This is a genomic window from Arthrobacter sp. SX1312 (genome assembly GCF_002929295.1).
In the GTDB taxonomy this organism is placed as follows: Bacteria; Actinomycetota; Actinomycetes; order Actinomycetales; family Micrococcaceae; genus Arthrobacter_D.
Window position 1 is genome coordinate 23,145 of the sequence record NZ_PJIM01000004.1, and the last position, 25,434, is coordinate 48,578.

The window sequence follows — 25,434 nt, forward strand, 5'->3', positions numbered from 1 at the left end:
GGAAACGGCCTCGGTGACGGAGGTGATGTGCACGCCGGGGACGTCCAGCAGGGCATCCGCCCGGTCGCACCACCGCCCGCCGGAGTAAAAAGTAAAGTTGGACACGTCAGGGTGCGTCTTTGGGGTGCCCGGCAGGGCTGGTTAGCGCGTCCGCAGGGGCACGCCTTGGCGGCCGTCGGTGTCGAAGTTGGCCGGGTCGAGCCACTTCTCGAACGCATCGCGCATGGGAGGCCAGTCGTGGTCGGTGAGGGCGAACCAAGCGGTGTCGCGGTTGCGTCCCTTGTAGATAACAGCTTGTCGAAACGTGCCTTCGTAGGTGAAGCCGAGACGCTCGGCGGCCTTGCGGGAGGGTGCGTTGAGGCTGTCGCATTTCCACTCGTACCGGCGGTATCCGAGATCGTCGAAGACGTGTCCCATGAGCAGGAACTGCGCTTCGGTGGAGATCGGGGTGCGCTGGAGGGCGCGGGAGAAGACGACGTACCCGACCTCGATGACCCCGTTGGCAGGGTTGTGCCGCATCAGCGAGAGCGTACCGAGTGCACGGCCGGTGGCGTTGTCGACGACGGCGTAGTGCCGGGGGTCATCGCTCTTCGCTGCGGCGATCGCCCAGTTGCGGTAGGACCCCGGCGTTGGGAACGGGCCGGACGGCAGGTAAGTCCAGTCTCGGGCGTCGGACGCATCCGCATAAGCGGCATAGAGGCTGTCGGCGTGCCGGTCGGGGTCGAAAAGTTCGAGCGTGCAGTATCGCCCCGGAATCGTCTCAGCATCCGGGAGCCCAGCCGGTTCCCAGCCCGGGACCGGATCGCCGATAGGCTGCCCGTACTCGTTCGCCGATGTCATCGGGGTCCCTTTCCCGCGGCTCATACGGTGGCCGGTGCGGCGTCGTAGGTGGCCCAGTAAGTGCGGGTCGCGACCTGGTCGTAGAGCGCCTGGGCCTGATGGTTGTCGTCCGCGGTGATCCACCGCACGACCGAGCGCCCTTCTGATCCCGCGATCCCGGTGAGACGGTGGATCAACGCACGCCCGGCTCCCCTACCTCGGGCTTCGGGTGCGGTGAAGAGGTCATCGAGCCAGATACCGACAGTGCCAGTGGAAGGACGTGAGAAGCGACGATAATGGCCGATCGCCACGATGCCATCCACGGACTCGGCAACCAGGGCCTGGCATTCGTGCCCGGGGTCCATGAGCCAGCCCCACACCCGCGAAACGACTTCCTCGGATTCTTCCAGGTGGTAAAAGCCGCGGTAGCCGCGGAAAAGCTCACGCCACCGAGGCTCGTCGGAGGGAGCAAGTGGACGAACGGAAACGGTCCGGGCATCAGTCATTGGCGGCGTGGATCTTTCTGAACTCTGGTACTGGCAGACGGCGTGGGCAGCGGGTCCCGGGCGGCATAGTGCTGCCGCCCTTTCACGGTACGAACCTTTCCGGTTCGGCCGCAAAGCCAGAAAAGAACCAAGACGTTAGACCAATAAGATGAATACATGCGCCATGCGTTTCCGCTGAACCTCGTGCTCCAGACCGAGCGGCCTCCTGGGCACACCGCGCGCGAGCATCTGACCGGGCAGTTGCGTGCGGCACTGCTATCGGGGCAGGTGGCCGCACGCGATCCGCTGCCTTCAACCCGGGCTCTCGCAGCGGCGATGGGGGTCTCACGCGGCACTGTCGTCTCGGTTTATGAGGACCTGGCCGGCGAAGGGTACGTCGTCAGCGTGCCAGGTTCGGGCACCTTCGTCGCAGACGACCTCCCCGTCACCGCAGCGCAGTCCGCTCCTGTTCAGCCGAAGCCGGCACCGAGGGATCACGGTGTTTCCCCACCTAACCGCGCTTCCGAAGTGATCAATCTATCGCCAGGGAGCCCGTCGACCGGCTTTCATGCGAAGCGCGATTGGGTGGCGGCCTGGCGCAATGCGGTGAAACGTGGTCTGCCCTCCCTTCTGCCGCCGCCTGCCGGTGACGAGGGTCTGCGTTCGCTGATCGCCGACCATCTGTGCTCCGCCCGAGGCGTGCAGTGCAGTGCCGATGAGATTGTAGTGACCGCAGGCACGAGCGACGGACTCGGACTGCTGCTTCACGGGCTGCGCGCGGAAGGTCCGGCAGGTGCGCGTATCGCAACCGAGAACCCCGGCTATCCCACGGCGCGAAAGGTGATTACCCACCTCGGAGCAACCCCGGTCCCGATCCCGGTCAGAGACGGCGGTATGGACCCGGATGCACTCGCGCGGGAACCAGGACCGTTCGCCGCAGTGCTGCTTACACCCAGCCATCAGTACCCTCTTGGCGGTAGACTACCGGTCGCGGCACGCCTGGCAATGCTCGCCTGGGCGAACGACACCGGCGCAATCATCATCGAGGACGACTACGACAGCGAGTTCCGGCACGGCGCACCATCACTGCCCGCCATCGCCTCTCTCGACACCGGGCACCAGGTCGCACTGATCGGCAGCTACTCCAAGACACTCACCCCCTGGCTGCGCTGCGGCTACCTCGTCATCCAGGACCACGATCTACGCGCCAGGGTCCTCGATGTCCGCGAAACCCTTGGGCAGCCCGTGTCCGGTATCGTCCAAACGGCCCTCGCAGAGTTCTTGCGCAACGGCGGTCTACGTCGTCATCTGGTCCGGGTCGGGCGGGAGTACGCACACCGGCGTTCCCTCGTCATCGCCGGTACCGCCAACCTCGCCCCGCACATCCGACTGGACGCGATCGAGGGCGGCCTGCACGCCGCCTTCTCCTGGGAAGACGGGACACCAGCCGAACACATCGTCACACGCCTATCGAAGCGGGGCATCCGGGTCGCCCCACTCGGGACTTACTACCACGCCGAGACCTATCCTCAACGACAGGGCATCGTGGTCGGCTACGGCGCTCCGACCGACCTGCAGCTGCGGCTCGCCCTGCAGGAGATCGCCACTGTACTCAACACCAGTTAGCGATCCAGCGCCGCTGGCGCGCCGAAAGGCCCCGAAGAGCAAAAAATCAGCACCCTAACCACGCTTAGAGACGAAGGGCCCCTTTAGCAGCCTCCTACAGATTCTTCGTCAGCCGGTTCAACAAGCTGCCCGGGCCCACCAGGCTCGTCCCCCTCCCTCCTGGCCTGAGTAAGCAACCGCTCGGCAAGGTCCTGTGGTGTCTGCCGTCCGACCGTAATCCCCTCCTGAAGCAGCTTCGTTGCGTCGCGAGTTCTAGCGGCATCTTCCTAACCGCCGGTTCCATCCAGGGCTCGGCCGATGATGCGTGCGGCTTCCGGGTATGCGCCAGGGTTGGGACCGGAGTAGTTGAGGCGAACAAAAGGACCAGTGGGTTCGGCGGGGAACCATTCCGTGCCAGGTGCGACGAGGACGTTCTGTGCTTCGCATTCTCGAATAAAGGCGGAAAGGTCGGTCCTGTCGGGCAGTCTCAGCCAAAGGTTTAGTCCACCGGGAGGGGTCGCGGTGAGGTGCGCGAGCGGAGCGTGCTGAGCGAGACTGTCGATGAGTAGGTCGCGGCGGGATAGTAATTGTTGGCGAAGCCCGCGAAGGTGGGTTAGCCAACCGGGTTGAGTGACAACGTCGAGGGCTGCGGCCTGGAGGATTCCGCTGACGTACATGGACGCTGCTGCCCGGTCAGCAACAATCCGGTCTCGTGCGGGTCCGCGGGCGATGATCGCGGCGACCCTTAGCGCCGGAGACACGCTCTTGGTGAGTGAGCGGATGTAGACGACGTGTCCGTTGTCGTCCTGGGCTGCTATCGGGGAGGGGTTGGTGCTGATGCCGAAGTCATGTGCCCAGTCGTCTTCGATAAGGAAAGCCCCATATGTTCTGATGACGTCGAGTATTTGGTGTCCGGTAGTTGCTGACCATTGGGTTCCGGTGGGGTTCGCGTAGTTCGGCTGGGCGTAGAACGCTCGAGCGCCAGTTTCCTCAAACGCTCGTGCGACGTCCTCCGGGTCAGGGCCCGCGGGGCCGGACGCGATAGGGACGAGGCGGACACCGGCTTGTGCTGCGGCAAGGATTGCACCCCAGTAGGAGGGAGATTCGATGAGTAACGGGCGGCCGTCGGTGACCAGGGCGCGGAAAATGGAGCTAAGCCCGCTTTGACTTCCGGGGAGCACAATCACATCACTGGTTTGGGGCCTGGCGACGCCGGCTGGGGTAGCGGCCGCCAGTTCAGCGGCGAACCATGACTGAAGCTCCGGCACCCCCGTTATGGGAGAGCGTGTAAGGGCGGCGTCGCTGCGACCCACTCGAGCGAGGGCGGCGCGGACCAGGCGTTCGGGCAGAAGCTCCCGGTCGGGGTACCCACTGTGCAAAGTGATCGTATCGACGGGAGCGACACGCATAGCCGCCGGCGCAGGAGACAGGCGGTTGCGCGGGGACCCCAGCGCCCCGGTCTGCCACCCGAAGTCGGAAAGTTTCGCAGTGCGAACCGCACGGACGAAAGTCCCGACCCCTGGCCTGCTTTCAATCAGTCCCTGACCGGTCAGAGTGCGTAATGCCTTCTGCACAGTGACGGGACTGGCCTCATGACGGGCTACCAACGAGCGAGTTGATGGAAGCTTCGCACCAGCAGGGGCCGCCGCGATCCACTTCTGCAGAGCTACCACGATCCTGTTACTGCTATCGTTGGTCATGAACCGACATAATAGCGCTACTCTTGGTACGCCGGCTGTGCTATCACCTCATGTTGGCCTCGCTTGGGGTCTACTCGGTGTTCTAGCATTTTCATTTACCGTCCCGTTTACCCGTGTAGCGGTCGGCGGCCTTTCGCCTTTGTTCATCGGATCAGGGCGGGCATTAATTGCCGCAGTCCTCGCCATCGCGGCGCTGTCCCTCACCCGGCAACGGCTCCCTAACGGGTCCCAGTGGGTTCGACTGGCTGTGATTGCCGGCGGCATCGTCATCGGCTTCCCACTGCTCACTTCTTTTGCTCTCACCACGGCCCCGGCGAGCCACGGCGCCGTGGTCATCGCACTCTTGCCTGCAGCAACCGCCGTCATGGCTGTCATCCGCGGCAAGGAACGACCACCAGTGTCGTTCTGGATCATGGCGGCCATTGGCGCCCTAGTTGCCATCGGGTTCGCCGCACTGCAAGGCGGTGGCCTCACCCACCTCACCACGTCCGATCTCTTGCTCTTCGCGGCCGTCCTCGCTGCTGCCATCGGATACGCAGAAGGGGGACTCCTCGCCCGTGAACTCGGCGCCTGGCAAACCGTGTCTTGGGCCCTCGTGGTCGCATCTCCAATCATGCTTACCCTGGCCATCACCGCCGTGTTACAGCAACCACCCATTGCTACCCCCATTGAGTGGGCCGCATTCATTTATCTATCGGTTGTGAGCATGTTTTTCGGCTTCTTCGCTTGGTACCGCGGCCTCGCAATCGGGCCCATGGCACAAGTCAGTCAGGTCCAACTCATTCAGCCCGTCCTCAGCATCCTCTGGGCAGTTTTCCTACTCAATGAACACCTCACACCAGTCACGATGATTGGAGGCATCGCCGTCATCATCTGCGCAGGCGCCGCTGTCCGAACACGACTCAACCGTTCGTCACCGCTATCCCGCTAGGAAACCCAGAAGATTGTCGTCTTCTCGCTAGGTGGTGGCGACCTGACCATGTCAGGGAACTCAACCTCGGCACTCCCGTGGACATCGAGGACACCGTCCTGGCCTGGGAGGGCCGTGGCGCGTCCGCCCTGCACATCATCAGCGACGGCGCAGCGACCGGCGCCCTCAGGCTCGAGGACAGGGTCCGTGAAAAATTCCGAACAACCGTGACGGCCCTGCAGGAGTGGAGTGAAAGTAGCCGTGATTACTGGAGACGCCCGACAGATGGTCGACGCTGTCGGAACGGACCTCGGGATCGACGAGGTGTTCGCCGACGTCCTGCCGCAGGACAAGGACTCGAAGGTCGCCGAACCGCAGGCACCCGGGCTCAAGGTCGCGTTGGTCGGAGACGGCGTCAACGACGCCCGGCCCTCGCCCGCGCCGAGGTGGGCATCGCGATTGGATCGGGCACGGACGTCGCCATGGAATCGGCGGGCGTCGTCCTGGCCGGCAATGACTTCCGCTCGGTGCTGGCGATGATCGACCAATCCCCGCCAGCTACCGCAAGATGATCCAGAACCTCACCTGGGCCACCGATTACCACCTGCTCGCCGGCCCCCTCGCCGCCGAGCGTGCTCGTCTTCGCGGAGTCCTCCTCACGCCCGCGGCAGGCGCCGTCCTGTTGAGCGTTTCGACGATTCGTGGCCTGAACGCGCAACTGCTGCAGCGGATCGATTTCCGCCCGGAGATCGATCTGGCACGGAGAAGACCAGTGCTGAGAATCTGGGCACCAAGCCCATCAGTGCGTGATCTTGGACGGATCAGCGAACACAGCTGCCGGCCTGACCGTGAAATATGCGGGGCGCGACCAGGCCGAGGCCCTGACCAAGGCAACCTTGCCGTGTCGTTAGGCTGGTAGGTAGCAACTGGGGACCACCGAAACACATCAGCGTCAGTGAAAAGTGCGGACAGGGAGAGGACGGAGACGGTGACCACGAATCGGGCAACACACACTGTTCTTTTCCTGCTGCGCGCCACCGTGCCCTCGGTTGTCGCCTTCGTCGGTCTGACGGCCGTGATCGTCGGGGTCCTCGCGATGCACGTCTGGATGGGCGGTCACGGTTCTACTTCCCACCACGTCGCATCCCCCGCCGCTGCGACCACGACCATCCCCCCGGGGGCCGAAGCGGGTCTCGCCCCCAGCCACACCCTGGACACGCACACGGGTCATGAAACCGGTCCTGTCCACACCCAGGCCACGACCGCGGCAAAGGCCGCGGTGACCGCACTCGGGGCGATTGCCTTGGATGCGGCCGCGACGGTTGTCCTCGACGGGTCAGTGTTGTACGGGTGCGCCGAGGATTGCGCCGACGAGATGATGCTGGGGATGTGTGTGCTGGCGATGATCGTCATCGGTATCGCCGGCCTGCTGACTCCTGCCGGCCGGGCCCTCCTGTCCACGCTGGGTCGGCGGGGTCCTCCTGCACTGCCTTGGGTGTCCCGACCCGCACCTGCTCCTTCATTGATTCAGCTCTGTATCAGCCGTACGTAGGATCCGCGGCCCGCACCCGCCCCTCTTCGTGGGCAGCAGGGCCTCCGTCCTGCCGTGACTGCGCCCGTTTGCGCGGCCCGGCCCTGACCGTACCCGCCGTCCTGCGCGGTACGGCCAGCTGATACCCCCACCTCTGAGCATTGAAGGATCTGAGCATCATGAAGCGTTCCCTTTCCCTTGCGTCCCTATCTATTGCCGCCCTGATCACCCTGTCCGCCTGCGGCTCCTCCTCCGGCGGAAGCACGGAGGGCGCGGGGGGTGAAATCTCCGCAGCCGCCGCCCCGAGCGCCACCGCCGAGTCCAGCACCGGGGCGACCACCCAAGCGACGTCGGGCGCCTCCGAGGCCTCCGCCGGGCACAACGACGCGGACGTCATGTTCGCGCAGATGATGATTCCCCACCACCAGCAAGCGGTGGAGATGAGCGACATGATGCTCGCCAAGGACGGCATCAGCCCGGACATCACTGACCTCGCGGCGAAGATCAAGGACGCCCAAGGCCCCGAGATCGAGACCATGACCGGCTGGCTGGAAGCCTGGGATGAACCGATGGAGCCCGAAGGCGGCATGGAAGGCCACTCCATGAGCACTATGGGATCTGACATGGGCGGCTCCGAGTCGATGGAGGGCATGATGAGCGAGGACCAGATGTCCGAACTCGAGTCCGCGGAGGGCACCGAGGCGTCCCGCATCTTCCTGGAGTCGATGACCGCTCACCACGAGGGCGCGGTCACGATGGCCGAAAACGAGATAGACAACGGGCAGAACCCGGACGCGATCGAGCTGGCCGAAACCATCGTGACGACACAGCAGGCCGAAATCGCCGAGATGCAAGAGCTCCTCGCGGGCCTCTGATCCGCGCGAGCGACATCTATGCAGTCCATCCCCAGCCCGGACACCGGACGCCGTAATCCGCCGCGACCCGGTCCGGCGTTGCAGGGTGTCACCGCCCTCTGACAGGTGCCGGTGTGGGTGTCCCCGTTCCACCCACACCGGCACCGTTCCCGGACACCACCTCTGCACCCACAAAAGCGCTATCTAGCGCCTCGCGGGCTCTGCATTCTGCACCTCCACTTCTCGAGACCTCCTCGATCGATGTTCCAAAGGACTATGCCTTGCCTTCGACCTTGTCCCGCACCGCCTGCCTGAGCCTCACAGCCGCTGTCGCCGTGCTGCTCAGCGCCTGCACCACCCCTACCTCCACGATTCAGGACACGCCCGCGGCTCCTGCCGTTTCGGCGGGGTACCCGTCCGGGCATATCCATGGAATGAGCGTGGACCCGAGAACTAACCGCATCCTGCTTGCCACCCACGACGGCCTGTTCGATGTCACCCGGTCCCCCGCCCAGCAGATCGGCCCCGTGATCGACCTCATGGGATTCACCGGCACCAGCGATGGAACCCTTTACGCCTCCGGGCATCCCGGCCCCGGCACGGACCTCCCCGACCCGGTCGGGTTGATCACCAGCACCGACGACGGGCGCTCCTGGGAACCTGTTTCCCAGCAAGGAGAGACGGACTTCCACGCCCTCGCCGCAACCAGTACTGGGCTCATCGGGTACGAAGGGCGCATCGTCACCAGCGCCGACGGGCATCACTGGACCGTCACCGCCGACGACGTGCCCGCCTACAACCTCGCCGGAGCCGGCAACGGAACCGTCCTGGCCACCACGGAGGAAGGGCCTTACCGGTCTGAGGACAGCGGGGCCACCTGGATGACCGTCCCGAACGCTCCCCTGCTGGTGTTCACCACGTTCGCCGGCGACACCGCTACCGGTGTGACCCCCGACGGCACCGTGCACACCAGCGCCGACGCCGGACTCACCTGGACACAGCGAGGAACCATCCAGGGTGAACCCGCGGCCATCGCCGCGGACCACACCGGCGATGACACGCACCGGATCTGGGTTGCCACCGCTGAGGGGATCGAAGTTTCCGGCGATAACGGAGAGACCTTCACCCCGCTGACGCAGTAGTTCCATGCTTTCCTGAAGGCCCGAACACCCACAGGTGCTTTGATCAACGTTTCGCTACCAAGAATGAGCTGGAGGAAGTCACGGTCAGCCACAGCGGCCCCTCAGCTCGTACCTCTGGGCCACGCTGAGCGCCTTGGGTACGCCTAGAAAGCGCTTTGCCATACTCACTCGTGCATCTCTGGATCATGGAACTGGACTAGCGACACACATGTGGTGCTGGTCGAGCCATGCGCCGTCAGGTGGCCAATACTCATACGCTCCACACTCGGCTCCGCGCTACCGGGCACTCGGGGGGTAGGCGCCGATACGCACTCCCTCGCATCCTCCTGCAGGATGCCGTTGCACTCAAGCAACGGCTTATGAGCAGGCGAAGGGAGGGGATGATGTGCTGGACTACGCGGAGCTAGGCGTACTCAGCCAGTGGGTTAATGGCACCTGCTGATGGGTGGCTTGGCTCCGAGGCTGCCGTGGGGCTGGTGGTTGTTGCGGAAGTTTAGCAATGAGTCCAGGGCTTCGGGGCGCGCCTGGTTGAGGTGAAAGGCTGCCGGCAGGCCCAGCCTTCCTGCAGGGTCCGGTTAAAGCGTTCCAATTTGCCGTTCTGCCACGGGTGACGGGGTTTGATCAGCATGTGTTTCGTGCCGAGTGCGGCCAATGCGTCCTGAATGTTTCAGGAAAGCCGGTAGGCGAAAGCGTTGTTGGTCATGACGCTTTGACCGGTGCTGCGCAGGGACATCGCAACCTAAATCGAGAGAACTTACCACCGGAAACGCCGCCAACGGCGCCTCGGAGGCTACCGCCGATCGAGTTTGAGATAGTTAATAAAGGCCTAAATGCCGCCTGAAAGCCCCAAAATCCGAGAGTAAACGAAACCCAGGGCAGTCCCTCCCAAGGTAAGGCCAGGATAGTTTTGTTCAGCTCGTGAATCGGGTAGCTATAGGCCCTGTTCGTTGAACTCAGAGTAGGTCGGTAGGTCCTCTAGCGTTTCGAGGTGAGTGGCTTGGATGTTTTGCACGGCGGTTCCGATAGAGCTGAGAGCAATTCGAAGCAGAAGCGAACCTGTGCTGATTCTTGCTACCCCGTCACTGGTGAGTTCGGCGAGGGTCGGCCCGCCCGGTTGGATCAGTACGTTCAACGGCGCCGGTATGGCGGACACTAAGGATCTGATGGTGCTCCTGTCGGTGACACCGGGTACAAAAATTCCGTGTGCACCGGCGTCGACATAGGCTTGTGCCCTCGCCACCGCGTTGTCGTATTTTGTGTGGTCCGAAAGGTTGCCTGCAACCCAATAGGCGTCTGTACGTGCGTTGATGAATAGCTCAGGAAGGCTTTGAGAGATGATCTCAACCTTCTCCGCTGCGAGTCCTATGGGACTGAGGCTTTGATCGGGGCGGCCGTCTTCAATATTAATTCCAATTGCTCCCGCCTCATATAGTTCGCGGACCCGATTTAAGACTTCGCGCGGGTCATCGCTGAACCCGTTCTCAATGTCGGCTGTTACGGGGATATGGAGGTGTCTACAGCGCTCGACGAGGGCGAGAACGTCGGCGAATGTTCGTCCGTGCCCGTCAGAGTGACCGGCTGCGTAGGCGGACCCGAGGCTTGTTGTGCCGATCACGCGGTGACCGAGGGAGTGCAGGTAGCGCGCCGATGCTCCGTCCCACGCGTTGACTATGAGAAGAGGGTGACCGGCAGTGTGGGATGCGGCGAAGTGGTGGAAGTCCATAGCACAGGACCTTTCAGTGTCAAACTACGGGGGTGGGGGTGAGGTGATGGTGTCTGGGAGCCCTGCCTGTTTGGGTCGCTCTCGAGGGGCAGAATCTCGCCTGGTGATTGCTACTCCAAGTAGGCAGATTCCGCCGCCGAGTAGCGCCCACAATCATCGTCGGCCCGCTGCGGATGCCTCACTGGGTCCCTGGGATTGGGGTTAGTGGGCTGCGTTGTAGGCGTCGACGATGGACTGGGAGATCCGTCCGCGGGCGCTGGTTGAGTGCCCGTTGTCCTGCGCCCACTGGCGGATCCGCTGGGTTTCCTCACGCTTGGACTTCCCCGAGGCCGCTTCGGAGGAGGCGGGGGACTTGCCCTGGCCGCGCCGGCCGGTGGCCTTGCGGGCCTTGTCCGCGTATTCGGTGAGGGTGGCACGGAATTTGTCCGCGTTCTCCGTGGTCAAATCGATCTCGTACTCGGTGCCATCAACACCGAAACGGACGGTTTCCTGGGCCACTTCACCATTGAGGTCATCGATCAATTCAACCTGTACACGCTGCGCCATATGCCTTCATCACTCCTAGAATAGTTGCCGGATATCACCGGGCCCCATTGTCTTCACTCTATCGCAATACGAATATGTATCGCACATCACCAGTTACCCGACAAAGAACGGCCACTACTCGTACGCGCACGAGCACGAGCAAGCGCCAGAAGACGCTTCACCGGGAGCCCGTCAAAATCCGCAGGATGCTTAACGAAGGTCATGAAGTGCCCATGAGGAGATCGGCGTTCGGATATGTGTGGCTTATTCGCGGCATATTTGCGCCTCGTCATAAGGCTCAGTCACGGGTGAGTGAACAGCTTTTTCGGTGGGCTTTTCGACCAGTGATCGGTAGGCCCGGTAGTCGGGGTCGGTGACCCCGGCGAGACCGGCGGCGAGGTCCTGCTTCTGCGCGGTCGCGCGGGCGACGCTGTTACCGTAGTTCGCCAGGGTCGCGGCCGTGAAGTGCGCCCACCCCTTCGGCGGGGTCTTCCGTCCCAGCAGGGTCTTCAGCCACGCCTGCCGGACCTCGGTGCTCGCGTCCCACTTCTTATTGTTCTGGATCACGGTGCGGCGTTCCTGTTTCTGCGCCTCGGTCATGGGTCCTGACTGTCCGGCCGTGGCGCTCATGCCGAGTCCTTCGCGGATCGTGAACCCGTACTCCCGGAAGTTCGCGATCACCGGGGTCACCTGCACCTCGCCCCGGTAGGTGGTGTGGATGACGACGGCGTTCGCGTCCTCCTTCGTCGCCACCTCACCGTCGGCCCGCAGGAGCATGTGCGGGTGCTGGTGCTCCGGCATCGCGTACCCGGCCCCATCGACAACGGTGTTGCCGAGGGCTTCCTGCTCGGCGGTGGCTTCCTTGACGAGGCGGGCGGTGGTGCGCTCTTGGCGGAGGTAGGCGACCTGATGGTCGAACTGCTCGGGCTGGACCTCGAGGATGTGCTGCAACCGCTGCACGGTCGCCTCAGTGTCGCTGAACTCCTCGAGGGCCGCTGACTGCTCCAGCGTCCACCCGGCGGTGAGGGTTTCGGTGGCCGTGGTGTTCGCGCGGACCTTCAGCGCGGTCTCCACGAGGATCTTCTTCGTGCCGGTCTTCTTAGCGATCTGCGCGGCCGAGATACCGATCAGGGACAGCTGGTGGAACGCCTCGGTCCGGTCCCGGTCGGTCAGGGCGAGGCGCTGGTCGTTCTCGATGATCTGCTGCACCAACCTGTCGGCCTCCCCCAAAGTCTCGACCACGTACACAGGCATCGTCGGCAGGGCACCCTCGACAGCGGCCAGAGTCCGGCGCTGCCCGTACAGGACGTGCACGCCGGTCTCGGTGCGGTGAGCGACGACGGGCTGCAGGACGCCGTGCTGCTTGATGGAGGCCAGGAACTCAGGATCGAGTCGGACGTCGGCGCGGACATTGGCGTCGATGGTCAGCTCGGTCGGGTTCAGGTGTTCCAGAACAGTCATGGTGTTGCTCCTTGGGTCACGAGGCGGGGGCTTGAGCCTGTGGTGGTGGCACGTGCTCGGCTCTTCCCCCGTTGCTTTTTGCCTGCTGGCGAGCTCGCTCGCTCGTCCCCGACTCAAGCACCGTGCAACCCGTAGGGCGGGGGCGGGCGGAAACCTCGAAGGAAATAAGCGACGCAGGAGCGCCGGACAGGATGGGTGTGCCCGATGCCGGCGGAGCAGCCGATTGACGGTGTGGAGCGGGGGCGCATAATCCGCAAGGACAGCAGACAAAAAACACCAGGACTGGATGCGACGAAGGATCAGCTAGGCCCATCCAGGCCGGAGCGAAGCGCAGGATCGCTCAGAGCTCGAAAGGCCGGCGTCTCTTAGGCTGGTCAAAACACATCAGGAGGAGGGCGCTCATGCCGGTTGATGATCCGCTCCCATTCGCTTTCCGCGCGACGGCGTATGACGGGACCTCGAGGTGGCTTCGCCGCAGGGTGCGGGCCTTCCACTACGACGTCCTCTGGAAGGACGGCACCGTCGACCGGGACATTGACCTGGTGAAGCTCATGTACAGGCAGGTTCCTGCAGACTTTGAAGTCACCCAGACCAGCATGATGAAGCACACTCCCGATATTGGGACCGGACGGTGGATTGCGTACGCCTACGGGGGCCCGATCGACGGACCCGCTTAGCCTCACCCGGTTCCAGGCCTCGCAGGGGTCCGATGATCGACTCGTTCCGTCCGTGCCCGAGGAGAACTGCGCGCGTCTCGCCGGTGGCGGTGCTACCCGAAGAGACCCTTGTCGGCTGCCGGCGTCCAGGTGAAGTCGACGCGTTCGGGGTGGGAGAACGTGACGGGTTCGGCCTTGAGACGGTCCTCGAGCAGGTCATCGGCGGTGGGTGTTGCGAGCTGCGGGATGTGGACGCTCAGGCTCTCGCTGAACGGCTTCGTCATGGTGATGCTCGAGATGGGTTGCGCGCTGTAGTCCGTGGGTCCCATGGTCGTCTCTTCCTGGTTAGTGGCTTGGGCGTCACTGTACGTGCCGGTGCTGTCAGTTCCTGGGGTCGCCGGCTGATGGGGTCTGCCCCGGTACGCTCACTGGACCGACCGTTTGTTCTAGGCATGGGGGAAGCAATGGATATTGGTGTGCTCGGCGTTTTGATCCTTCCGTTGATGTATGCGGTTCCGGCCCTGGCCCTATACGTCATCATCCGGTTCGGGGTGAAGCACGGAATGCGTTCGTACTACGCGGAAGTGGCCTCCCGTGACTCCCGACGACCAGAGAAGGAAGCTGTATGAGCTTCTCCGAGCACACAACAGAGCAGCCGGTTCCCGGTAAGCGCACTCATCAGCGCCCGAGCCCCGAAACACTTCTTGGGCTGCTGGTCGGGGGTGCGGCGGGGGTGCTGGGCCTGGCCCCTTGGCTGATAGCCGGGGCCCGCCTACCGTTGCAGAACCTCTGGGCCACCATCGTGGATCCCGGCCAGATGCCGGTCGCACTCCTACCCCTGAGTCATTACAGCCTGGTCACCATCGTCGTCCTCCTGGTGATCGGTGGAGCAGCAGCCGGCATCACACTGCGGATCTGGAACCCCAGCCAGTACAAGACAACGGTGAAGTACGCCGTAGCAGGAGTAAGCGCCGTCCAGCTCACCGCGGTGATCCAGTCCTTCACTGTCCTGCATACCGGGCTGATGGGAGGGAAGGCGGCAACCATCTACTTCCTCGGGCTCCTCCTCGGAACCATCCTGTCCCTCGCCGCGTCAATCGCCCTGCTCATGCTCCTCGCTGCCAGATCGAAGACCCGGTTCGCCCTGGCCATCGGGATACTCTCCGTACCCTTAGCGACATGGGCAGCTGAATGGGTCATCGGCTTCATGGGCCCCATGGATCTCCCCTCATGGTTGCCACTCATCAGCCGCTGGCTCCCCGCGATCCTCGTCGGCTGCACCCTGGCCTGGTTCGGTCTACGCTCAGCCCGAGACACCGCAATCTGGATCACCAATCTCGCCCTCCTCTGGCTCGTCCCCGCCCTGTTCACCTCCATCAACTTTGTCTTCGGGACACGGGTGACTCTCGGCAACCCGAGCGAGATGCTCCAACTCAGCCAACAGATCCTTACCTCAACACTCGGCGCCGAAGGAGGCGCGGCCCCCGTGGTGCTGCTCGCCCTGATCATCGCGATCCTGGGAACCGGCACCAAACTCATCACAACCCGGACCACAACCCCCGCCAACGGCCGGCCTCCAGCAAGCACATAACCCCCCACCACGACAAGACTGCCGCCCTGCCCGAAGTCGCTGCGCGGACTCACAGCTCGACGACCCGGTACGCGCCCGAACCACTACCCGGTACCTGATCTTCACCGATCACTGGCAGCGGACACGAATACCGGTCAGCGACCCCAGCCGGACAGGACCTCCTCGAGCCGCCGCCGCCGGTCCGTACGGAGCCGGCCCTTCCGGTGCCAGGTGCGTTGCCGGCCCAGCCACACGGCAAGGACCGTCTCGTCCGGGTGCCGGACGCGGTCATAGACCGGGAACCGCCCGGTACCAGCCCGAAATTGCTGCACCTCGTCGAGGCGCCGCTCCCACAGCGCGTCGGCGTTACCCCGCCGGGTACCGACCCACTCCCCCAGCGCATTCAAAGCTTGAGTTCGGTCGGGGGTGAGGGTGCCGGCGTCGTGATTCCTGCGCTGGTTCTCCAACCACCGATACAGCACACGACTGTCCGGGCTGTCGTTCTGCGCCGGGATCCGCCCGTGCTCGCGCACATGCGCTGTGAGCCGGTTGTAGTGCTCCCACCACACCTGCTCCCGGGTCCGCCGTCGATGCTTCCTGTTCGCCGGCCACGCCGGCTGGTCGTGGACCAACCAGCACGCGTCGAACCATGCCGGGTCCCGTTCGATCTGCCGGTTCACGGCCCGGATCACGCGCTTCACGGTGACCCGGCACTAGGCGGCAATCACCGGCGCCGGCACCCCGCGGGAGTACATGAGCAGCCACTCCTGCCGGCTCTCACACGCCACCCACAGGCACTCGCCCTCGGGCACGATCGGCTCACCCACGCCCGCGAGGACCGTCATCGCGTCGTCTCGGCGTTCCGACGGCGCCTTTATCGGGTCAGCAGGGGCCTGGGTGAGGGTCTGCATGGGGTTCAGGTCGCCCAGTCCGGGTCGTAGGCGGGGTGTGCGGCTCAGGGCAGGGCGAGCAGCTCAAGGACCGTCTGCATGTAGTCCTGATCTCCGGCCGGCTCATATGCCCAGTCGATGCTCTGGACGTGCGCCACGAGGCGGCGCTTGACCTCACACTCGACCAGCAACCGCTCCCCCACCAGGACCGGCATCACGCCGGCCCCAGCGAGCACCTGCAAATCGTCGGCGACACGCGCCAGGATGAACGCAGCGAGCTCATCCATCGCGTCCCCCTGGCCTCCGAATCCCGACTCGTCCACCTGACTCATCCAGTCCGTCTGGTCCGTCCGGGCTGTTTGGTCCGTATTGTTCGTGCGGTTCATGGTGTCGAGGGTAACCAGAGGACACGCAGGGCGGGGGTGCGGCGCACCCACCTGTGGACGGCTTTGAGCTCCACCCTCACGGGCTCCACCCGCCCACACATGGATGCCCCACACCCCTCGTGTCCGCAACTGGGTTCGGCTGTCGGGTTCGGCTTCCTAAATAATCGAACCTGTGTTCTATTTTAAGGAACCTGTTCGAGGGACGGCAGGACGGATCAGGAGAAACACACCCATGGCGACCACGACCACCCACCGCAGAAACACCACCCACCCATACACCCCCGCGCACGGCGCCAGGGCCGGCGGCAGGACGGGCAGTGGGGCCAACAGTGGGGCCACTGGTGGGCCGGGCGCCGATCTGGTGCTCGATGAGGCCGCGGCCGTCCGGTTCCTACCCTCAGGGCTCCCGCTGGCGCTGCGCTGGCGGGGCGGCCTATGGCAGGTCATCGGCACACCCGAATCCTGGTCCAACCCGGGCAACCGGCCAGGATTCGTGTCCGCGCCGACTCCCCTACCCATGCCCGGTGGTAGTGCTGGCACCCGGTTCTGGCGGTTCCAGGTACAGACCGGGCCGGCGTCCCCGGTCCTGGAATTCGAGATGAGCGCGGACCCACAATCAACCAACTGGCGGCTGCGCCGCGTCACCACCGTCGACGGGTTCTGAACCGGCGGCAGGCAGGCAGCGACCGGGGCATGACGGGGTTATGGGCGGGTCGAGAAGGTACGGCAAGCATTACGCCAGGCTGATGGACGACAGAATCGAGGAGTTCGTCATGCGCGAGGAGCTAATCATGCTCACTGCGGCCGAACTCGACCTCGAGAACTGTCGGCCCACCGACTTCCCGGAGCCGCGCCGGGTGTACGCGTGGGTCCGTTACCCCTCCAAAGCGATCCGGGTCCAGGCCCACGCCATCTCCTACACCAGAACCGCGGTCAGGATTCGATTCCTCGAGCCCGTCATCAAAATCCCGCGTTAGGGCTGGATATGGCTCAGCGCCGTCACCCCGGAACGCTAGAGCCCGATCATCCGCGAAACAGCCCTACATGCTAGCGAGGTGCTTCTGGCAGCTCTGGGAGACGACCCGCAGGGTGCTAGGCGGATTATTAATCAGTGCCGCTTTCGGCCTTGTGGGGCGTCGCTGCAGATCGCCGCCGCAGTTCGGGCAGGACCGGTTCTCGAACCGGTCCACGCACTCCGGGCACCAGGTGCACTCGAAGGTGCAGATGTACGCCTCGTCAGAGGGGGCGATGTCCTGATCGCAGCATTCACAATTCGGGCGGATCTCCAGCATGAAAAAACCCTAAGCCAGGGCTCCCACCTCCGACGAAAGGGGCAGATCCCGCTCACACGCGGATCGGCTATCGGGTCAGGTTCAGGCTGCCAGGTTTGTGCCGCACGAAACCGAATCGCTCATAAATCACCGCGATCTTCTCCGACGCCGCCGTGGCAACAACCGGGGCCCCGACGGGGATGAAGGCCTCGATCGCAGCCTTCGCGAAGTCCAGGCCCCGCCACCGCGCACCGGGTGCGGACGCGAGGGCCTGCGCCACCCAATAAGGACCCCTCGGACGCGTCATCACCGCCTCGATGACAGAAGACAAACTCCCACCGGCCGACGGCGCCAGACACACGAGCCCCACCGCAAACCAGAGCGGCCACAACACAGCAACCCACGGTGGCACCGAATCATCCAACCCCATCACGGCAAACAGCCACAGAACGAACGCAACCAAGGAACCCAAAAAAACGAGGACGAGCGATCCGGCACGCTGCACGGCCTTCCTCGGATTCCTGGCCTCGGTCAGGAAAATCACGGCATCACGCGACGGGGTGGTAATCACATCCCCTGCCGGGATGTACATGAGAAAGAGAAGAACGAGAATCGGCAGCATCAGCACAGCTCGGCAACGCCCCCACCAGCGAACCCGAGCCCCTTTCCCACGGCTCAGAGCCAACGACGTATTCCAACTCACGGCAAACACATCACCAAGACGCGCACGCCTCACTTCCGGCTGACCGCCGACACCTGGATCCATAGAACACGATGCTACGGAACACTCCGCCCGTGGACGATCACTCCGGTCGATACCCCGAAGACTCACTCCTTTGGAGTGAACTCCAGCACAGAACCATCCATAAATACCTGTACATGCGCTGATAGAAACACTGAAGTGCGCCCGCCGATTCAGGCAATGGTAGCCGACGGACCAAATCGGCTATCAGCCGAGTAATGCTCCGGGGTTTTTCGAGTACTAGGTCGATGTGCAGAACATATTCATTTGCGATAGGGTTAACGAATGGGGTTCAGCAATTCGGATTCACAATTTTAGGAGTAACCAGATAATGGCACAGCGCGTACAGGTCGAACTCGTCGATGATCTCACCGGTGAAACAGCCCAGGAAACCGTCCGCTTCGGGGTCGACGGGACCGAGTACGAGATCGATCTGACCACCGAGAACGCCCAGAAACTTCGCTCCACACTTACCGAGTACGCGGACAAAGCCCGCAAGGCCACCGGCCGACGCGGCCAGGGCAGCAAGTCCGCCACATCAGCGGGGTCGGCCTCGGGCAAATCCAAGCGTGAGGAAACCCAGCGGATCCGCCAGTGGGCGCAAGAGAACGGGCACTCAACCAGCGCCCGCGGACGGATCTCCCAGTCCATCGTCGACGCCTACAACGCAGCCCACTAACCCCACTCCCCCACCGGTTGGCCCGCACCGGTGACCACCGGTGCGGGCCAACCGGCGGCGTGCTCCGGTGATCCCGGCGCAGACATCCGCTGGATTAGTCCTGATTTTGATCCTGGCTCTAGAGCGGCTGGTCGAAACGTGTACGCACCTCGACCGCCGGCCGCCCGGGCGATCTCGCCCCAGGATTCACCCTCATTCCGGGCAAGCCTCGTCGCGGCCGCCATCTCCCGCTCCGCACGCGACAACCTTTCCTGCTGTCCCGCCAGCCTGTGACCAGCCGACCCCGTCCGAACATGTCCTCATCATCGGAGACCTCAAACAATCCCCCAGAAGCCGCTACGAGTACAGCACCCTCGCGACCTCATCCGGGAGAAAACGTCGAATCCATTGGCATCGCCGGAGCCGGCATTCGGTGGTCTCCTCATCAGCTCAGCTCCCCACAGCACTCTCGAGTGATGCCGTGGCCTCAACAGGCCTAGCGAAGAGGACCACAGAGCCGGCCTGACGGTTAGCCCTTCACGTAGCGCGGCTCCAGTCCTAGGCCACGGGCTATCGCTTCCTCACTTACTCCATGGATTTCACCCTCATGCTGAAGGAGCATGTCGATGGCCACGCGAATGAGCGTGTTATCGGTGATGCGTTCCCCGACCGTGCTGCCATTGGGTAGACGCCGCTCAGCGTTGAGCCGCCGCGCGATCATCGTGAGCGCATCAGCTTGGTCGGCGTGAATCCGCGCTTCCCGCCTCTGCAACTGAAGATACTTCGGTACTACCGAAGTTACAGAGTCTGTCCTTTCCGATTCCTCGACCGCGGAGAAATTGACCAGCGGTACGTTGGGCGACTGCTCCGAAGCCGAGGATGAGTCGGTGGTTTCCCCGCGGTCGGCAGGCTGTGACCGGTTGGCCTTGATGAGCCGATCAACACCAGGAGCCTTGGCGGCCTTTGGTGCTAAACCACTGAGGGTACGTCGGGCTGGCTGTGTAGTCATTTAGCTTTCCGCTCCAATTGGCCCAGTCGGGATCGAGGCCGCTTCACTGTCGGTAATCCGGGCAACCACTTCTTCTCCAAGTGCTTGGAAGTCCTCAGCAACTCCAACTGCGCTTTTGGAACGCGGCCCGTCATGTTCCTGTCCACTCCCCCGCCTCAATTCCCACCACTTAGGGGCAGCAAGTACTGCTTCTTCCAGCTCGAAGGCGAGCAGTCCTCGTTCGCGACTCTCTTGGGCCGCCGCCTCAGCATGGCGAATTGACGTCTCAAAGATCGGGGCGCCGGAACCAAGGTCTTGACGGATCGCCTCTCGGGCGCTTTCGGACACCCTCTTGGCGGAGCGGTTGACGCCGAATAGCACGATGCCAAGGAGGTCCAGATCGGGGTTGATAGAGACGACGGCATCAAGGCGACGTGCAACATCGCGGAGCCCCTTACGGGAAGACGCGTCTGTTTTGACTGGAATCAGGGCCCATCGGGCTGCCGCAAGGGCGGCTTGCTGAAGGGTCTCCTGCCCGGGCGGACAGTCAATGAAGATGAGGTCGTACTTGTCAGCCAAGCCTTCAAGGCCATTGGCGAGGGCGCCCTTGGCCGCGGCTGGGTCTTTCTGAGCTTTCAGAGTGAGGCCCGCTGCGGCCATGTCCAAATGGGACCCTCCCATGAGGACGTCCAGGTTCTCCCTAATGCCAATTGTGGGTTTCGCGTCTGCGGCGAAGACGAGGGTCTGCGCGAGAGCCATCCCGTCATCGTTCGTCTCGGCGTCGGTGTAGCCGAGTTCCTCGGCAAGGTTCCCTTGGGGATCCATGTCCACCAGCAGTACCCGGTACCCACTTGCAGCTAGCATCCCACCGATGTTTGCGGTGATCGTGGTCTTTCCGACACCGCCCTTGCCGTTCACTATGGCGACGACACGGTCTAATCCTGATGACACGTTCTCTCCTAGACCCATCATTCCCAGGCAGCCCAAGAGATGACGACGACACGGTATGTCTGTAGATCACAGACACCCTAAGTAACAGACTACGTAACTAACGCCATCCTAACAGGACCACGCGACAAGCCGGTTCCCTTATGTGACAGGCATCTAACTCACGCTGATCCTGGGATGGACGACGGTAGTCTCAAACTAACAGACTCGGTTGCTTTATTGGCGAGTAGACCACTTGCAGAACCAGGCAACCGCGAAGCGCGGTACAACCGGCGAACCTGTGAACTTGATGAGACCCCTGCAGCCTGAACCTCTCGTCCCCGAAAGGATCAATGGAATGAGGCACCATCTCACAGAGCACGGATCAACCTCGCCGTTCAAAGCAGGAACAACTGACGACCCACGCACCCGTTGAAACAACCCGTCAGTCTGGTAGTTACGTACACACGAAGTAACAGACTACGTAGGTAATTCGCCGTAGCAACACTGTGGAGAAGATCTACCCCGTCCGCGACGGAGTCTATTGGGTCTCCAATGGCCACTAACCCCGCTGTATCAGCGTAACAGAGTAACTTAGTAACAGACTTGGTAATCACCAATCAAGAGTTGATCCATCAGCTAACAGAGCACAACGGGGGACGGAGCAGGGAGCGCCCTTAAGTCATCGTCCCTTTTGGCGACTGCTGAGGGTAGAAGCATCAATCAGCGAGACCGTAACTACCGCCTGGTCGGAGCCCCCCTTGACCGGTCGGTCGCGCCATCTCACAACATGAGGCGGCAGGCATGAGTATCGTTACTACGTTAGTTCGTTACAGACAGAGCAACCGACTAACAGACTACCGGTACATCGACTTTGGCAGTTCGACCGTGGGCGGGGGAGTGGGTTTGGTGGTGGGGAAGGCCGATGCCGTCAAGCCGGGGGAGTTGATTGCTCGTCCTGCGGCTCGATGCCTCCTGGGCCGGCGTGGTGGGTGCCGGTGAAGTGACGGGGTGGCGGTCGGCCGACGGCGGACGGCGGACGGCGGACAGCGGACGGCGGACAGCGGACGGCGGACAGCGGACAGCGGACGGTGAGGGGCTACGCGTAGGCAGGGACCACAGTCGTGTGGTCCTCGCGGTGGGAGGCATTCTCACGAGTCCGGGAGGCCTGACTACGTCCGGTTTAGTGTCGGCGGCGCGAGATGCGGTCAGACTGGCCGCAGGGTTCGATGCTGGTTGTGCTCGACGCGTCGCTCAGGAGGCTGTACACGCCCGCCGCTGGCTCGGGGTGACCTCTCCCTGTGGTCGGTGACGCGGGCGGGGGTGTGCAGGCGGTCGGGCTGGTTCCTGCTGTACACGTGTGTGCGGGACAAGCAGCGAAGTGTGGGGAAGCTTGTGCCGTGCAGCAGGTGTACAGGAGGCGCACGCGCGGACCCACGACCCCCGAACTACCACTTAGGCCTTGCTGGTTCGCGGAACCGGCTGACCTGCATGCTAATTGACGCAGATGAGCTGGTGAGTGGTGGGGGAGTGGGCATCATCACCGGATGGCCGGCGACCTAGGTGTCAGGGATTGGCAGTGTTAGGCGGCCTGCCAGAGGGAACGTTGATGCTCGTCCCCGTCCTCGTGGGGTGGCAGCCAGTAGTCGTCACGTTCCGGGTCGTGGAGTTCGTGTTCTTCGAGGTGGAGGACCAGGTGCCGATCGAGCCAGGCGTGCCAGGCGGCGCGTTCCTTGCGGTAGCGGGTGATCTGGGCTTCCCGGTCCTCGGTGGCGCCGAGCCGGTCGGCGAGCTGATGGAGGTTGGTGGTGGTCACGATCTCCCAACGACCGTGGTGCCGGCGAATCATCTGCAGGACTTCCATACGGGTCAGGTGATCGGTCAGTGCACGCCGACTGATGCCGGTGGTACGGGTGAGGTCCGCGGTAGTGGGGGAGTGGCGACCGCGTTCAATGCCCTCGTACGCCAAGGCCGCGACGTCGCCCAGGACCCTGAACACGGGCCGGATGGCGTGGATCTTGCCTTTGCGCCAAGTCAGGTCGCGGGCAAGCTGCTGAAACTCGACCGGCAGCTGCACGGCATAGGTGTCGGCGTTCCGGCCCCGTCCCCGGTCGATGCGGGTGAGGATGCCGGCCGATACAGCCTCGAGCAGGGGCAGGAGGCGGGCGATCGTGACGTGGTCCTTCCCCAGTGCAACCGCGAAGGTCCGACAGCCGACATCGAGGAGGTTGGTCTGATTGGTCCTCATGTACGCCAGCACGGCCCGGATGAGGAACCTCAGGCTGATCCCAGCACGACCCTGATCTTTGAGCCTGTGATCGAGGACCGCGTAGAGGACATTCTCGAGATCGTTCACCAGCTCATGGATCGCGTTCGGGCTGGGAGCCGGTTGGTGGTGTTCAGCCGGTTGTGGGCTGCCCCCCGTGAGTGAAGTATGGCTTGTGGTGAAGTTATGCGCAGCCTTCTCCCCAATGCCCTGGAAGGGGTTCTTCAGTCGGGCCCCGGGCGTGGCTCGGGCCCTGGGCCCGGTGGGTGCCTGGGTGGCGGTGAAGGCCTGGGCTTTGGCCCATTCGAGAGGCAGGAGCCGGTCGGTCTTGGTGCCGTAAAGGGCGGTGAGGCCGGCGTACTGCCCGTCCATGCCGGCGCGGACCTGGTCCAAGCTCCAGCGGCAGGCGGCGAAGTGGTTCAGGACCGCCATGCGGGCCTCCGAGTCGCTGGCATACCGGCTGGCCTCGTACAGCCCGGTACGGGCCACCACCCGCAACGGCGAATCATGACCCGTCGTCCAAGCACTGTCGCGTGGTGCGGCGTGCAGGGCGGCGGTCGCTGCCGCGGCGCGCGCCTGCGTGCGGAACCTGGCATGTTCGAGGCGGTACAGCTCCGGGGCGAGGGCCTTCCGCAGCGCGGCCAGGGCGGGTGCGGGGTTTCGGCGGGTGAGGATCCCGTAAGCCTGCGTGAGCGGCGTGATCAAGGTTTGGTGGCCACCGGACTTGTGCGCGGATCCCGGAACACGGATGCACCCATCGGTGGGGTTCTGGTGCGGGCTCGGATCAAGGCTCGGGGCGCGAACCCCGAGGGCTTCCACCAGCTGGCGTGCCTCGGCCGCGGTGATGGCCTCCTGCAGGGGCACGTACAGGTGCCGGCCGCCGCTGGGGGAGTAGTCCTCGACAAAGGACAGGCCGGTGGCGTTGAGAATCCCGGCCAGGCGCGCGGCATCGTCGTCCACGACGGCCTTCCGGGCCTTGGACGTGTCCAGGTCAAGGCACAGGGTCCGCACCGAGCCGTCGACGTCGTGAATCAACACGGCCGCCGGCGCGGAGGGCAGGGTGCCGGTGATGCGCAGCGGTGTGCGCGGGCGCGGGTACTGGAAACGGTCCCCAATCCACCGGCCGGCCCGATAGATGGGCTGACCCGCGATCAGTGGCGCGAGAACCCACGCGGCGCTGGAGGGCGAATCTGCCCGGCGTGGCGCGGCATGAACTGCTGGAGGTGCTTGGAGCACTCGGTGTACACTTTCACCTAAGGGCACGACCTGAAAAGGACGTACTCGGTTGAGCTCTCCACCCGGGAGCCTGGCAGCAATAGGGTGTAGAGCTTGGAAACTTGCATATGAGAAGGCCCGCTACGGCGGGCCTTCTTTTTTATGAGGCCTTGCTGAAGGGCAACGCCTCCTGGCCGCTTAGCTTGTCCAAATCTATGGAGGCTAGCTTCTCCGCCATCACTTCGGCGATGAAGGAGCTAGCTGACGTTCCCAGTGCATCAGCCACGGCGAAGAGCTTCTCCGCTTCAGCTGTAGGAATGCGAGTTGTCAGTACATGGCGGTCGCCCTTAGATGGTCGTCCGCCTGACGCGCGCCTCTGAATAGCCATACTCTGCACTCTAGGTTTCTGAAACGGCTTAAGCACGAAGAGCTTGGGCGTGTCGTCCTTAAATCTGCTCATGTTTCCTCAGTTCAGGCTGAAGCTGATGTTCTACAAGGTCGCTGAGCTGTCATGCTCATGAGCGCCGGCGGTTGCAGTCGGTGCCAGCACGTGCCATCCACCAGACCCTCGTCGATGCGCCAAGCGGGCCGGCTTGGGCAATCTGAGCAGTGCAAAGGGCTCTTAGTGCAGCGCTGCGGTAGCAGTAGGGAGAGCTCATCTGGACGAACGCCCTTCTTCGGTTGCTAGTGGTACTTCACGACCTGTAAATGACTAACGTGGGGCGCCCCGTAGCGACGAGGGGACTGTACCAATATGGCACAGTCCCCTGATATTGTGTAATTGAAGCAGGAGCTAAGGCCTCCACGCCCATTGGATGAGTTTCGCCTTGGCGTCCTCTGCTGGGACTTCGATCGAGGTGGAGCGGAAGGCTTCTCCGAAGAGGGTCCGGACCGACTTGGCGGTGCGGAAGTACTGGCCGTGCTTGTCAATCCGGCGGGCGGAGACTCCGAGGTACTGGGCTGTTTCCTTGCGGTTCATGCCGGCCTCGATACAGATTCTGACCGCGCGGAAGATCACGGCGTAGGCTGCCTCGTTCTCCGGGTTGGCTTTGGTCAGGATGCGCTCCACAGCGAGCTTGGCCTCTGGTGGCGTCTGACTCACGTTCCTCT

Annotated in this window: 27 protein-coding genes and 2 pseudogenes; 11 read left to right on the forward strand and 18 right to left on the reverse strand. The window is 63.5% G+C overall.

Annotation, left to right across the window (positions count from 1 at the left end):
• Positions 1-141: 141 nt before the first annotated feature.
• Positions 142-840: a GNAT family N-acetyltransferase gene (locus CXQ92_RS16450; RefSeq protein WP_104168868.1), complete on the reverse strand. Its 699-nt coding sequence runs from the start codon at positions 838-840 to the stop codon at positions 142-144.
• Between the two features lie 20 nt (positions 841-860).
• Positions 861-1,325: a GNAT family N-acetyltransferase gene (locus CXQ92_RS16455; RefSeq protein WP_104168869.1), complete on the reverse strand. Its 465-nt coding sequence runs from the start codon at positions 1,323-1,325 to the stop codon at positions 861-863.
• A gap of 156 nt (positions 1,326-1,481) precedes the next feature.
• Between CXQ92_RS16455 and CXQ92_RS16460 the strand changes: the two genes are divergently transcribed.
• Positions 1,482-2,930, forward strand: a complete 1,449-nt coding sequence (locus CXQ92_RS16460) for a PLP-dependent aminotransferase family protein (RefSeq protein WP_104168870.1) — start codon at positions 1,482-1,484, stop codon at positions 2,928-2,930.
• Positions 2,931-3,196: 266 nt separating this feature from the next.
• Here the strand turns inward: CXQ92_RS16460 and CXQ92_RS16465 are convergent, their stop codons facing one another.
• Entirely contained in the window at positions 3,197-4,609 is a 1,413-nt protein-coding gene (locus CXQ92_RS16465; RefSeq protein ID WP_104168871.1) for a PLP-dependent aminotransferase family protein, read from the reverse strand.
• On the opposite strand from CXQ92_RS16465, the gene CXQ92_RS16470 reads away from it, so the two are divergent.
• The 5 genes and pseudogenes from CXQ92_RS16470 to CXQ92_RS16490 all read left to right on the forward strand — a co-directional run bounded on the left by CXQ92_RS16470 (position 4,608) and on the right by CXQ92_RS16490 (position 9,046).
• On the forward strand, positions 4,608-5,540 hold the full coding sequence (locus CXQ92_RS16470; RefSeq protein WP_104168872.1) for a DMT family transporter: 933 nt from the start codon (positions 4,608-4,610) through the stop codon (positions 5,538-5,540). The genes CXQ92_RS16465 and CXQ92_RS16470 overlap by 2 nt on opposite strands.
• Positions 5,541-5,581: 41 nt before the next feature.
• Positions 5,582-6,255, forward strand: a pseudogene (locus CXQ92_RS16475) (HAD-IC family P-type ATPase); the annotation flags it as partial.
• 252 nt (positions 6,256-6,507) lie between these two features.
• Entirely contained in the window at positions 6,508-7,071 is a 564-nt protein-coding gene (locus CXQ92_RS16480; protein ID WP_104168873.1) for a hypothetical protein, read from the forward strand.
• A gap of 158 nt (positions 7,072-7,229) precedes the next feature.
• Positions 7,230-7,925, forward strand: coding sequence for a DUF305 domain-containing protein (locus CXQ92_RS16485; protein ID WP_104168874.1), 696 nt, complete (start codon positions 7,230-7,232; stop codon positions 7,923-7,925).
• Between the two features lie 314 nt (positions 7,926-8,239).
• Complete coding sequence (locus CXQ92_RS16490) at positions 8,240-9,046, forward strand: F510_1955 family glycosylhydrolase (protein WP_368784588.1); 807 nt, start codon at positions 8,240-8,242, stop codon at positions 9,044-9,046.
• 503 nt (positions 9,047-9,549) lie between these two features.
• Here CXQ92_RS16490 and CXQ92_RS18760 read toward each other — a convergent pair.
• From CXQ92_RS18760 to CXQ92_RS16510, 4 genes and pseudogenes are all read right to left on the reverse strand, one after another.
• Positions 9,550-9,758, reverse strand: a pseudogene (locus tag CXQ92_RS18760) (integrase core domain-containing protein); the annotation flags it as partial.
• A gap of 219 nt (positions 9,759-9,977) precedes the next feature.
• A complete protein-coding gene (locus CXQ92_RS16500; RefSeq protein WP_104168877.1) occupies positions 9,978-10,769 on the reverse strand; it encodes an isocitrate lyase/phosphoenolpyruvate mutase family protein in 792 nt (263 codons plus the stop codon).
• Positions 10,770-10,970: 201 nt separating this feature from the next.
• The gene (locus tag CXQ92_RS16505; protein ID WP_104168878.1) at positions 10,971-11,315 is read right to left on the reverse strand and encodes an Lsr2 family protein; all 345 of its coding nucleotides are present in this window, start codon (positions 11,313-11,315) and stop codon (positions 10,971-10,973) included.
• Positions 11,316-11,558: 243 nt separating this feature from the next.
• The gene (locus CXQ92_RS16510) at positions 11,559-12,755 is read right to left on the reverse strand and encodes a ParB/RepB/Spo0J family partition protein (RefSeq protein ID WP_104168879.1); all 1,197 of its coding nucleotides are present in this window, start codon (positions 12,753-12,755) and stop codon (positions 11,559-11,561) included.
• A gap of 401 nt (positions 12,756-13,156) precedes the next feature.
• Here CXQ92_RS16510 and CXQ92_RS16515 point away from each other — a divergent pair, with 401 nt between their 5' ends.
• On the forward strand, positions 13,157-13,432 hold the full coding sequence (locus tag CXQ92_RS16515; protein WP_104168880.1) for a hypothetical protein: 276 nt from the start codon (positions 13,157-13,159) through the stop codon (positions 13,430-13,432).
• Between the two features lie 92 nt (positions 13,433-13,524).
• On the opposite strand, the gene CXQ92_RS16520 is transcribed toward CXQ92_RS16515, so the two are convergent.
• Positions 13,525-13,740, reverse strand: a complete 216-nt coding sequence (locus tag CXQ92_RS16520; protein ID WP_104168881.1) for a hypothetical protein — start codon at positions 13,738-13,740, stop codon at positions 13,525-13,527.
• 296 nt (positions 13,741-14,036) lie between these two features.
• On the opposite strand from CXQ92_RS16520, the gene CXQ92_RS16525 reads away from it, so the two are divergent.
• Positions 14,037-15,002: a hypothetical protein gene (locus tag CXQ92_RS16525; protein WP_104168882.1), complete on the forward strand. Its 966-nt coding sequence runs from the start codon at positions 14,037-14,039 to the stop codon at positions 15,000-15,002.
• Between the two features lie 134 nt (positions 15,003-15,136).
• Here the strand turns inward: CXQ92_RS16525 and CXQ92_RS16530 are convergent, their stop codons facing one another.
• From CXQ92_RS16530 to CXQ92_RS16540, 3 genes are read right to left on the reverse strand one after another with little or no spacing between them, the layout of a single operon-like run.
• On the reverse strand, positions 15,137-15,673 hold the full coding sequence (locus tag CXQ92_RS16530) for a helicase associated domain-containing protein (RefSeq protein ID WP_181033717.1): 537 nt from the start codon (positions 15,671-15,673) through the stop codon (positions 15,137-15,139).
• A 21-nt stretch (positions 15,674-15,694) separates the two neighbouring features.
• On the reverse strand, positions 15,695-15,892 hold the full coding sequence (locus tag CXQ92_RS16535; RefSeq protein WP_104168884.1) for a hypothetical protein: 198 nt from the start codon (positions 15,890-15,892) through the stop codon (positions 15,695-15,697).
• A 44-nt stretch (positions 15,893-15,936) separates the two neighbouring features.
• A complete protein-coding gene (locus CXQ92_RS16540; protein WP_104168885.1) occupies positions 15,937-16,257 on the reverse strand; it encodes a hypothetical protein in 321 nt (106 codons plus the stop codon).
• A 232-nt stretch (positions 16,258-16,489) separates the two neighbouring features.
• On the opposite strand from CXQ92_RS16540, the gene CXQ92_RS16545 reads away from it, so the two are divergent.
• Together CXQ92_RS16545 and CXQ92_RS16550 are read left to right on the forward strand one after the other, a co-directional pair.
• On the forward strand, positions 16,490-16,921 hold the full coding sequence (locus tag CXQ92_RS16545) for a hypothetical protein (RefSeq protein ID WP_104168886.1): 432 nt from the start codon (positions 16,490-16,492) through the stop codon (positions 16,919-16,921).
• 82 nt (positions 16,922-17,003) lie between these two features.
• Positions 17,004-17,234 carry a hypothetical protein gene (locus CXQ92_RS16550; RefSeq protein WP_146067494.1) on the forward strand — a complete coding sequence of 77 codons (231 nt, stop codon included), beginning with the start codon at positions 17,004-17,006 and terminating at the stop codon, positions 17,232-17,234.
• A 63-nt stretch (positions 17,235-17,297) separates the two neighbouring features.
• On the opposite strand, the gene CXQ92_RS16555 is transcribed toward CXQ92_RS16550, so the two are convergent.
• Together CXQ92_RS16555 and CXQ92_RS16560 are read right to left on the reverse strand one after the other, a co-directional pair.
• Positions 17,298-17,549 (reverse strand): DUF1272 domain-containing protein, encoded by a 252-nt coding sequence (locus tag CXQ92_RS16555; RefSeq protein ID WP_104168888.1) that lies wholly within the window; start codon positions 17,547-17,549, stop codon positions 17,298-17,300.
• Between the two features lie 67 nt (positions 17,550-17,616).
• On the reverse strand, positions 17,617-18,150 hold the full coding sequence (locus CXQ92_RS16560) for a hypothetical protein (protein WP_146067495.1): 534 nt from the start codon (positions 18,148-18,150) through the stop codon (positions 17,617-17,619).
• A 451-nt stretch (positions 18,151-18,601) separates the two neighbouring features.
• On the opposite strand from CXQ92_RS16560, the gene CXQ92_RS16565 reads away from it, so the two are divergent.
• Positions 18,602-18,949, forward strand: coding sequence for an Lsr2 family protein (locus tag CXQ92_RS16565; RefSeq protein WP_104168890.1), 348 nt, complete (start codon positions 18,602-18,604; stop codon positions 18,947-18,949).
• A gap of 508 nt (positions 18,950-19,457) precedes the next feature.
• Here CXQ92_RS16565 and CXQ92_RS17920 read toward each other — a convergent pair.
• The 5 genes from CXQ92_RS17920 to CXQ92_RS16590 all read right to left on the reverse strand — a co-directional run bounded on the left by CXQ92_RS17920 (position 19,458) and on the right by CXQ92_RS16590 (position 25,426).
• Positions 19,458-19,937, reverse strand: coding sequence for a hypothetical protein (locus CXQ92_RS17920; RefSeq protein ID WP_146067496.1), 480 nt, complete (start codon positions 19,935-19,937; stop codon positions 19,458-19,460).
• The gene (locus CXQ92_RS16575) at positions 19,938-20,867 is read right to left on the reverse strand and encodes a ParA family protein (protein WP_219815767.1); all 930 of its coding nucleotides are present in this window, start codon (positions 20,865-20,867) and stop codon (positions 19,938-19,940) included.
• A gap of 1,558 nt (positions 20,868-22,425) precedes the next feature.
• Entirely contained in the window at positions 22,426-24,345 is a 1,920-nt protein-coding gene (locus CXQ92_RS16580; RefSeq protein WP_258070025.1) for a hypothetical protein, read from the reverse strand.
• Between the two features lie 139 nt (positions 24,346-24,484).
• A complete protein-coding gene (locus tag CXQ92_RS16585; RefSeq protein WP_258070026.1) occupies positions 24,485-24,784 on the reverse strand; it encodes a hypothetical protein in 300 nt (99 codons plus the stop codon).
• A gap of 333 nt (positions 24,785-25,117) precedes the next feature.
• The gene (locus CXQ92_RS16590) at positions 25,118-25,426 is read right to left on the reverse strand and encodes a hypothetical protein (RefSeq protein WP_146067497.1); all 309 of its coding nucleotides are present in this window, start codon (positions 25,424-25,426) and stop codon (positions 25,118-25,120) included.
• Positions 25,427-25,434 lie beyond the last annotated feature (8 nt).

Bases quoted from the DNA above. Each gene is read 5' to 3' on its own strand.
- CXQ92_RS16540 (WP_104168885.1), bottom strand. From the start codon at position 16,257: ATGAACCGCACGAACAATACGGACCAAACAGCCCGGACGGACCAGACG.
- CXQ92_RS16505 (WP_104168878.1), bottom strand. From the start codon at position 11,315: ATGGCGCAGCGTGTACAGGTTGAATTGATCGATGACCTCAATGGTGAA.
- CXQ92_RS16520 (WP_104168881.1), bottom strand. From the start codon at position 13,740: ATGGGACCCACGGACTACAGCGCGCAACCCATCTCGAGCATCACCATG.
- CXQ92_RS16525 (WP_104168882.1), top strand. From the start codon at position 14,037: ATGAGCTTCTCCGAGCACACAACAGAGCAGCCGGTTCCCGGTAAGCGC.
- CXQ92_RS16450 (WP_104168868.1), bottom strand. From the start codon at position 840: ATGACATCGGCGAACGAGTACGGGCAGCCTATCGGCGATCCGGTCCCG.
- CXQ92_RS16500 (WP_104168877.1), bottom strand. From the start codon at position 10,769: ATGGACTTCCACCACTTCGCCGCATCCCACACTGCCGGTCACCCTCTT.
- CXQ92_RS16515 (WP_104168880.1), top strand. From the start codon at position 13,157: ATGCCGGTTGATGATCCGCTCCCATTCGCTTTCCGCGCGACGGCGTAT.
- CXQ92_RS16455 (WP_104168869.1), bottom strand. From the start codon at position 1,325: ATGACTGATGCCCGGACCGTTTCCGTTCGTCCACTTGCTCCCTCCGAC.
- CXQ92_RS17920 (WP_146067496.1), bottom strand. From the start codon at position 19,937: ATGACTACACAGCCAGCCCGACGTACCCTCAGTGGTTTAGCACCAAAG.
- CXQ92_RS16550 (WP_146067494.1), top strand. From the start codon at position 17,004: ATGGACGACAGAATCGAGGAGTTCGTCATGCGCGAGGAGCTAATCATG.
- CXQ92_RS16535 (WP_104168884.1), bottom strand. From the start codon at position 15,892: ATGCAGACCCTCACCCAGGCCCCTGCTGACCCGATAAAGGCGCCGTCG.
- CXQ92_RS16545 (WP_104168886.1), top strand. From the start codon at position 16,490: ATGGCGACCACGACCACCCACCGCAGAAACACCACCCACCCATACACC.
- CXQ92_RS16510 (WP_104168879.1), bottom strand. From the start codon at position 12,755: ATGACTGTTCTGGAACACCTGAACCCGACCGAGCTGACCATCGACGCC.
- CXQ92_RS16560 (WP_146067495.1), bottom strand. From the start codon at position 18,150: ATGCTGCCGATTCTCGTTCTTCTCTTTCTCATGTACATCCCGGCAGGG.
- CXQ92_RS16585 (WP_258070026.1), bottom strand. From the start codon at position 24,784: ATGAGCAGATTTAAGGACGACACGCCCAAGCTCTTCGTGCTTAAGCCG.
- CXQ92_RS16470 (WP_104168872.1), top strand. From the start codon at position 4,608: ATGAACCGACATAATAGCGCTACTCTTGGTACGCCGGCTGTGCTATCA.
- CXQ92_RS16565 (WP_104168890.1), top strand. From the start codon at position 18,602: ATGGCACAGCGCGTACAGGTCGAACTCGTCGATGATCTCACCGGTGAA.
- CXQ92_RS16555 (WP_104168888.1), bottom strand. From the start codon at position 17,549: ATGCTGGAGATCCGCCCGAATTGTGAATGCTGCGATCAGGACATCGCC.
- CXQ92_RS16465 (WP_104168871.1), bottom strand. From the start codon at position 4,609: ATGACCAACGATAGCAGTAACAGGATCGTGGTAGCTCTGCAGAAGTGG.
- CXQ92_RS16485 (WP_104168874.1), top strand. From the start codon at position 7,230: ATGAAGCGTTCCCTTTCCCTTGCGTCCCTATCTATTGCCGCCCTGATC.
- CXQ92_RS16460 (WP_104168870.1), top strand. From the start codon at position 1,482: ATGCGCCATGCGTTTCCGCTGAACCTCGTGCTCCAGACCGAGCGGCCT.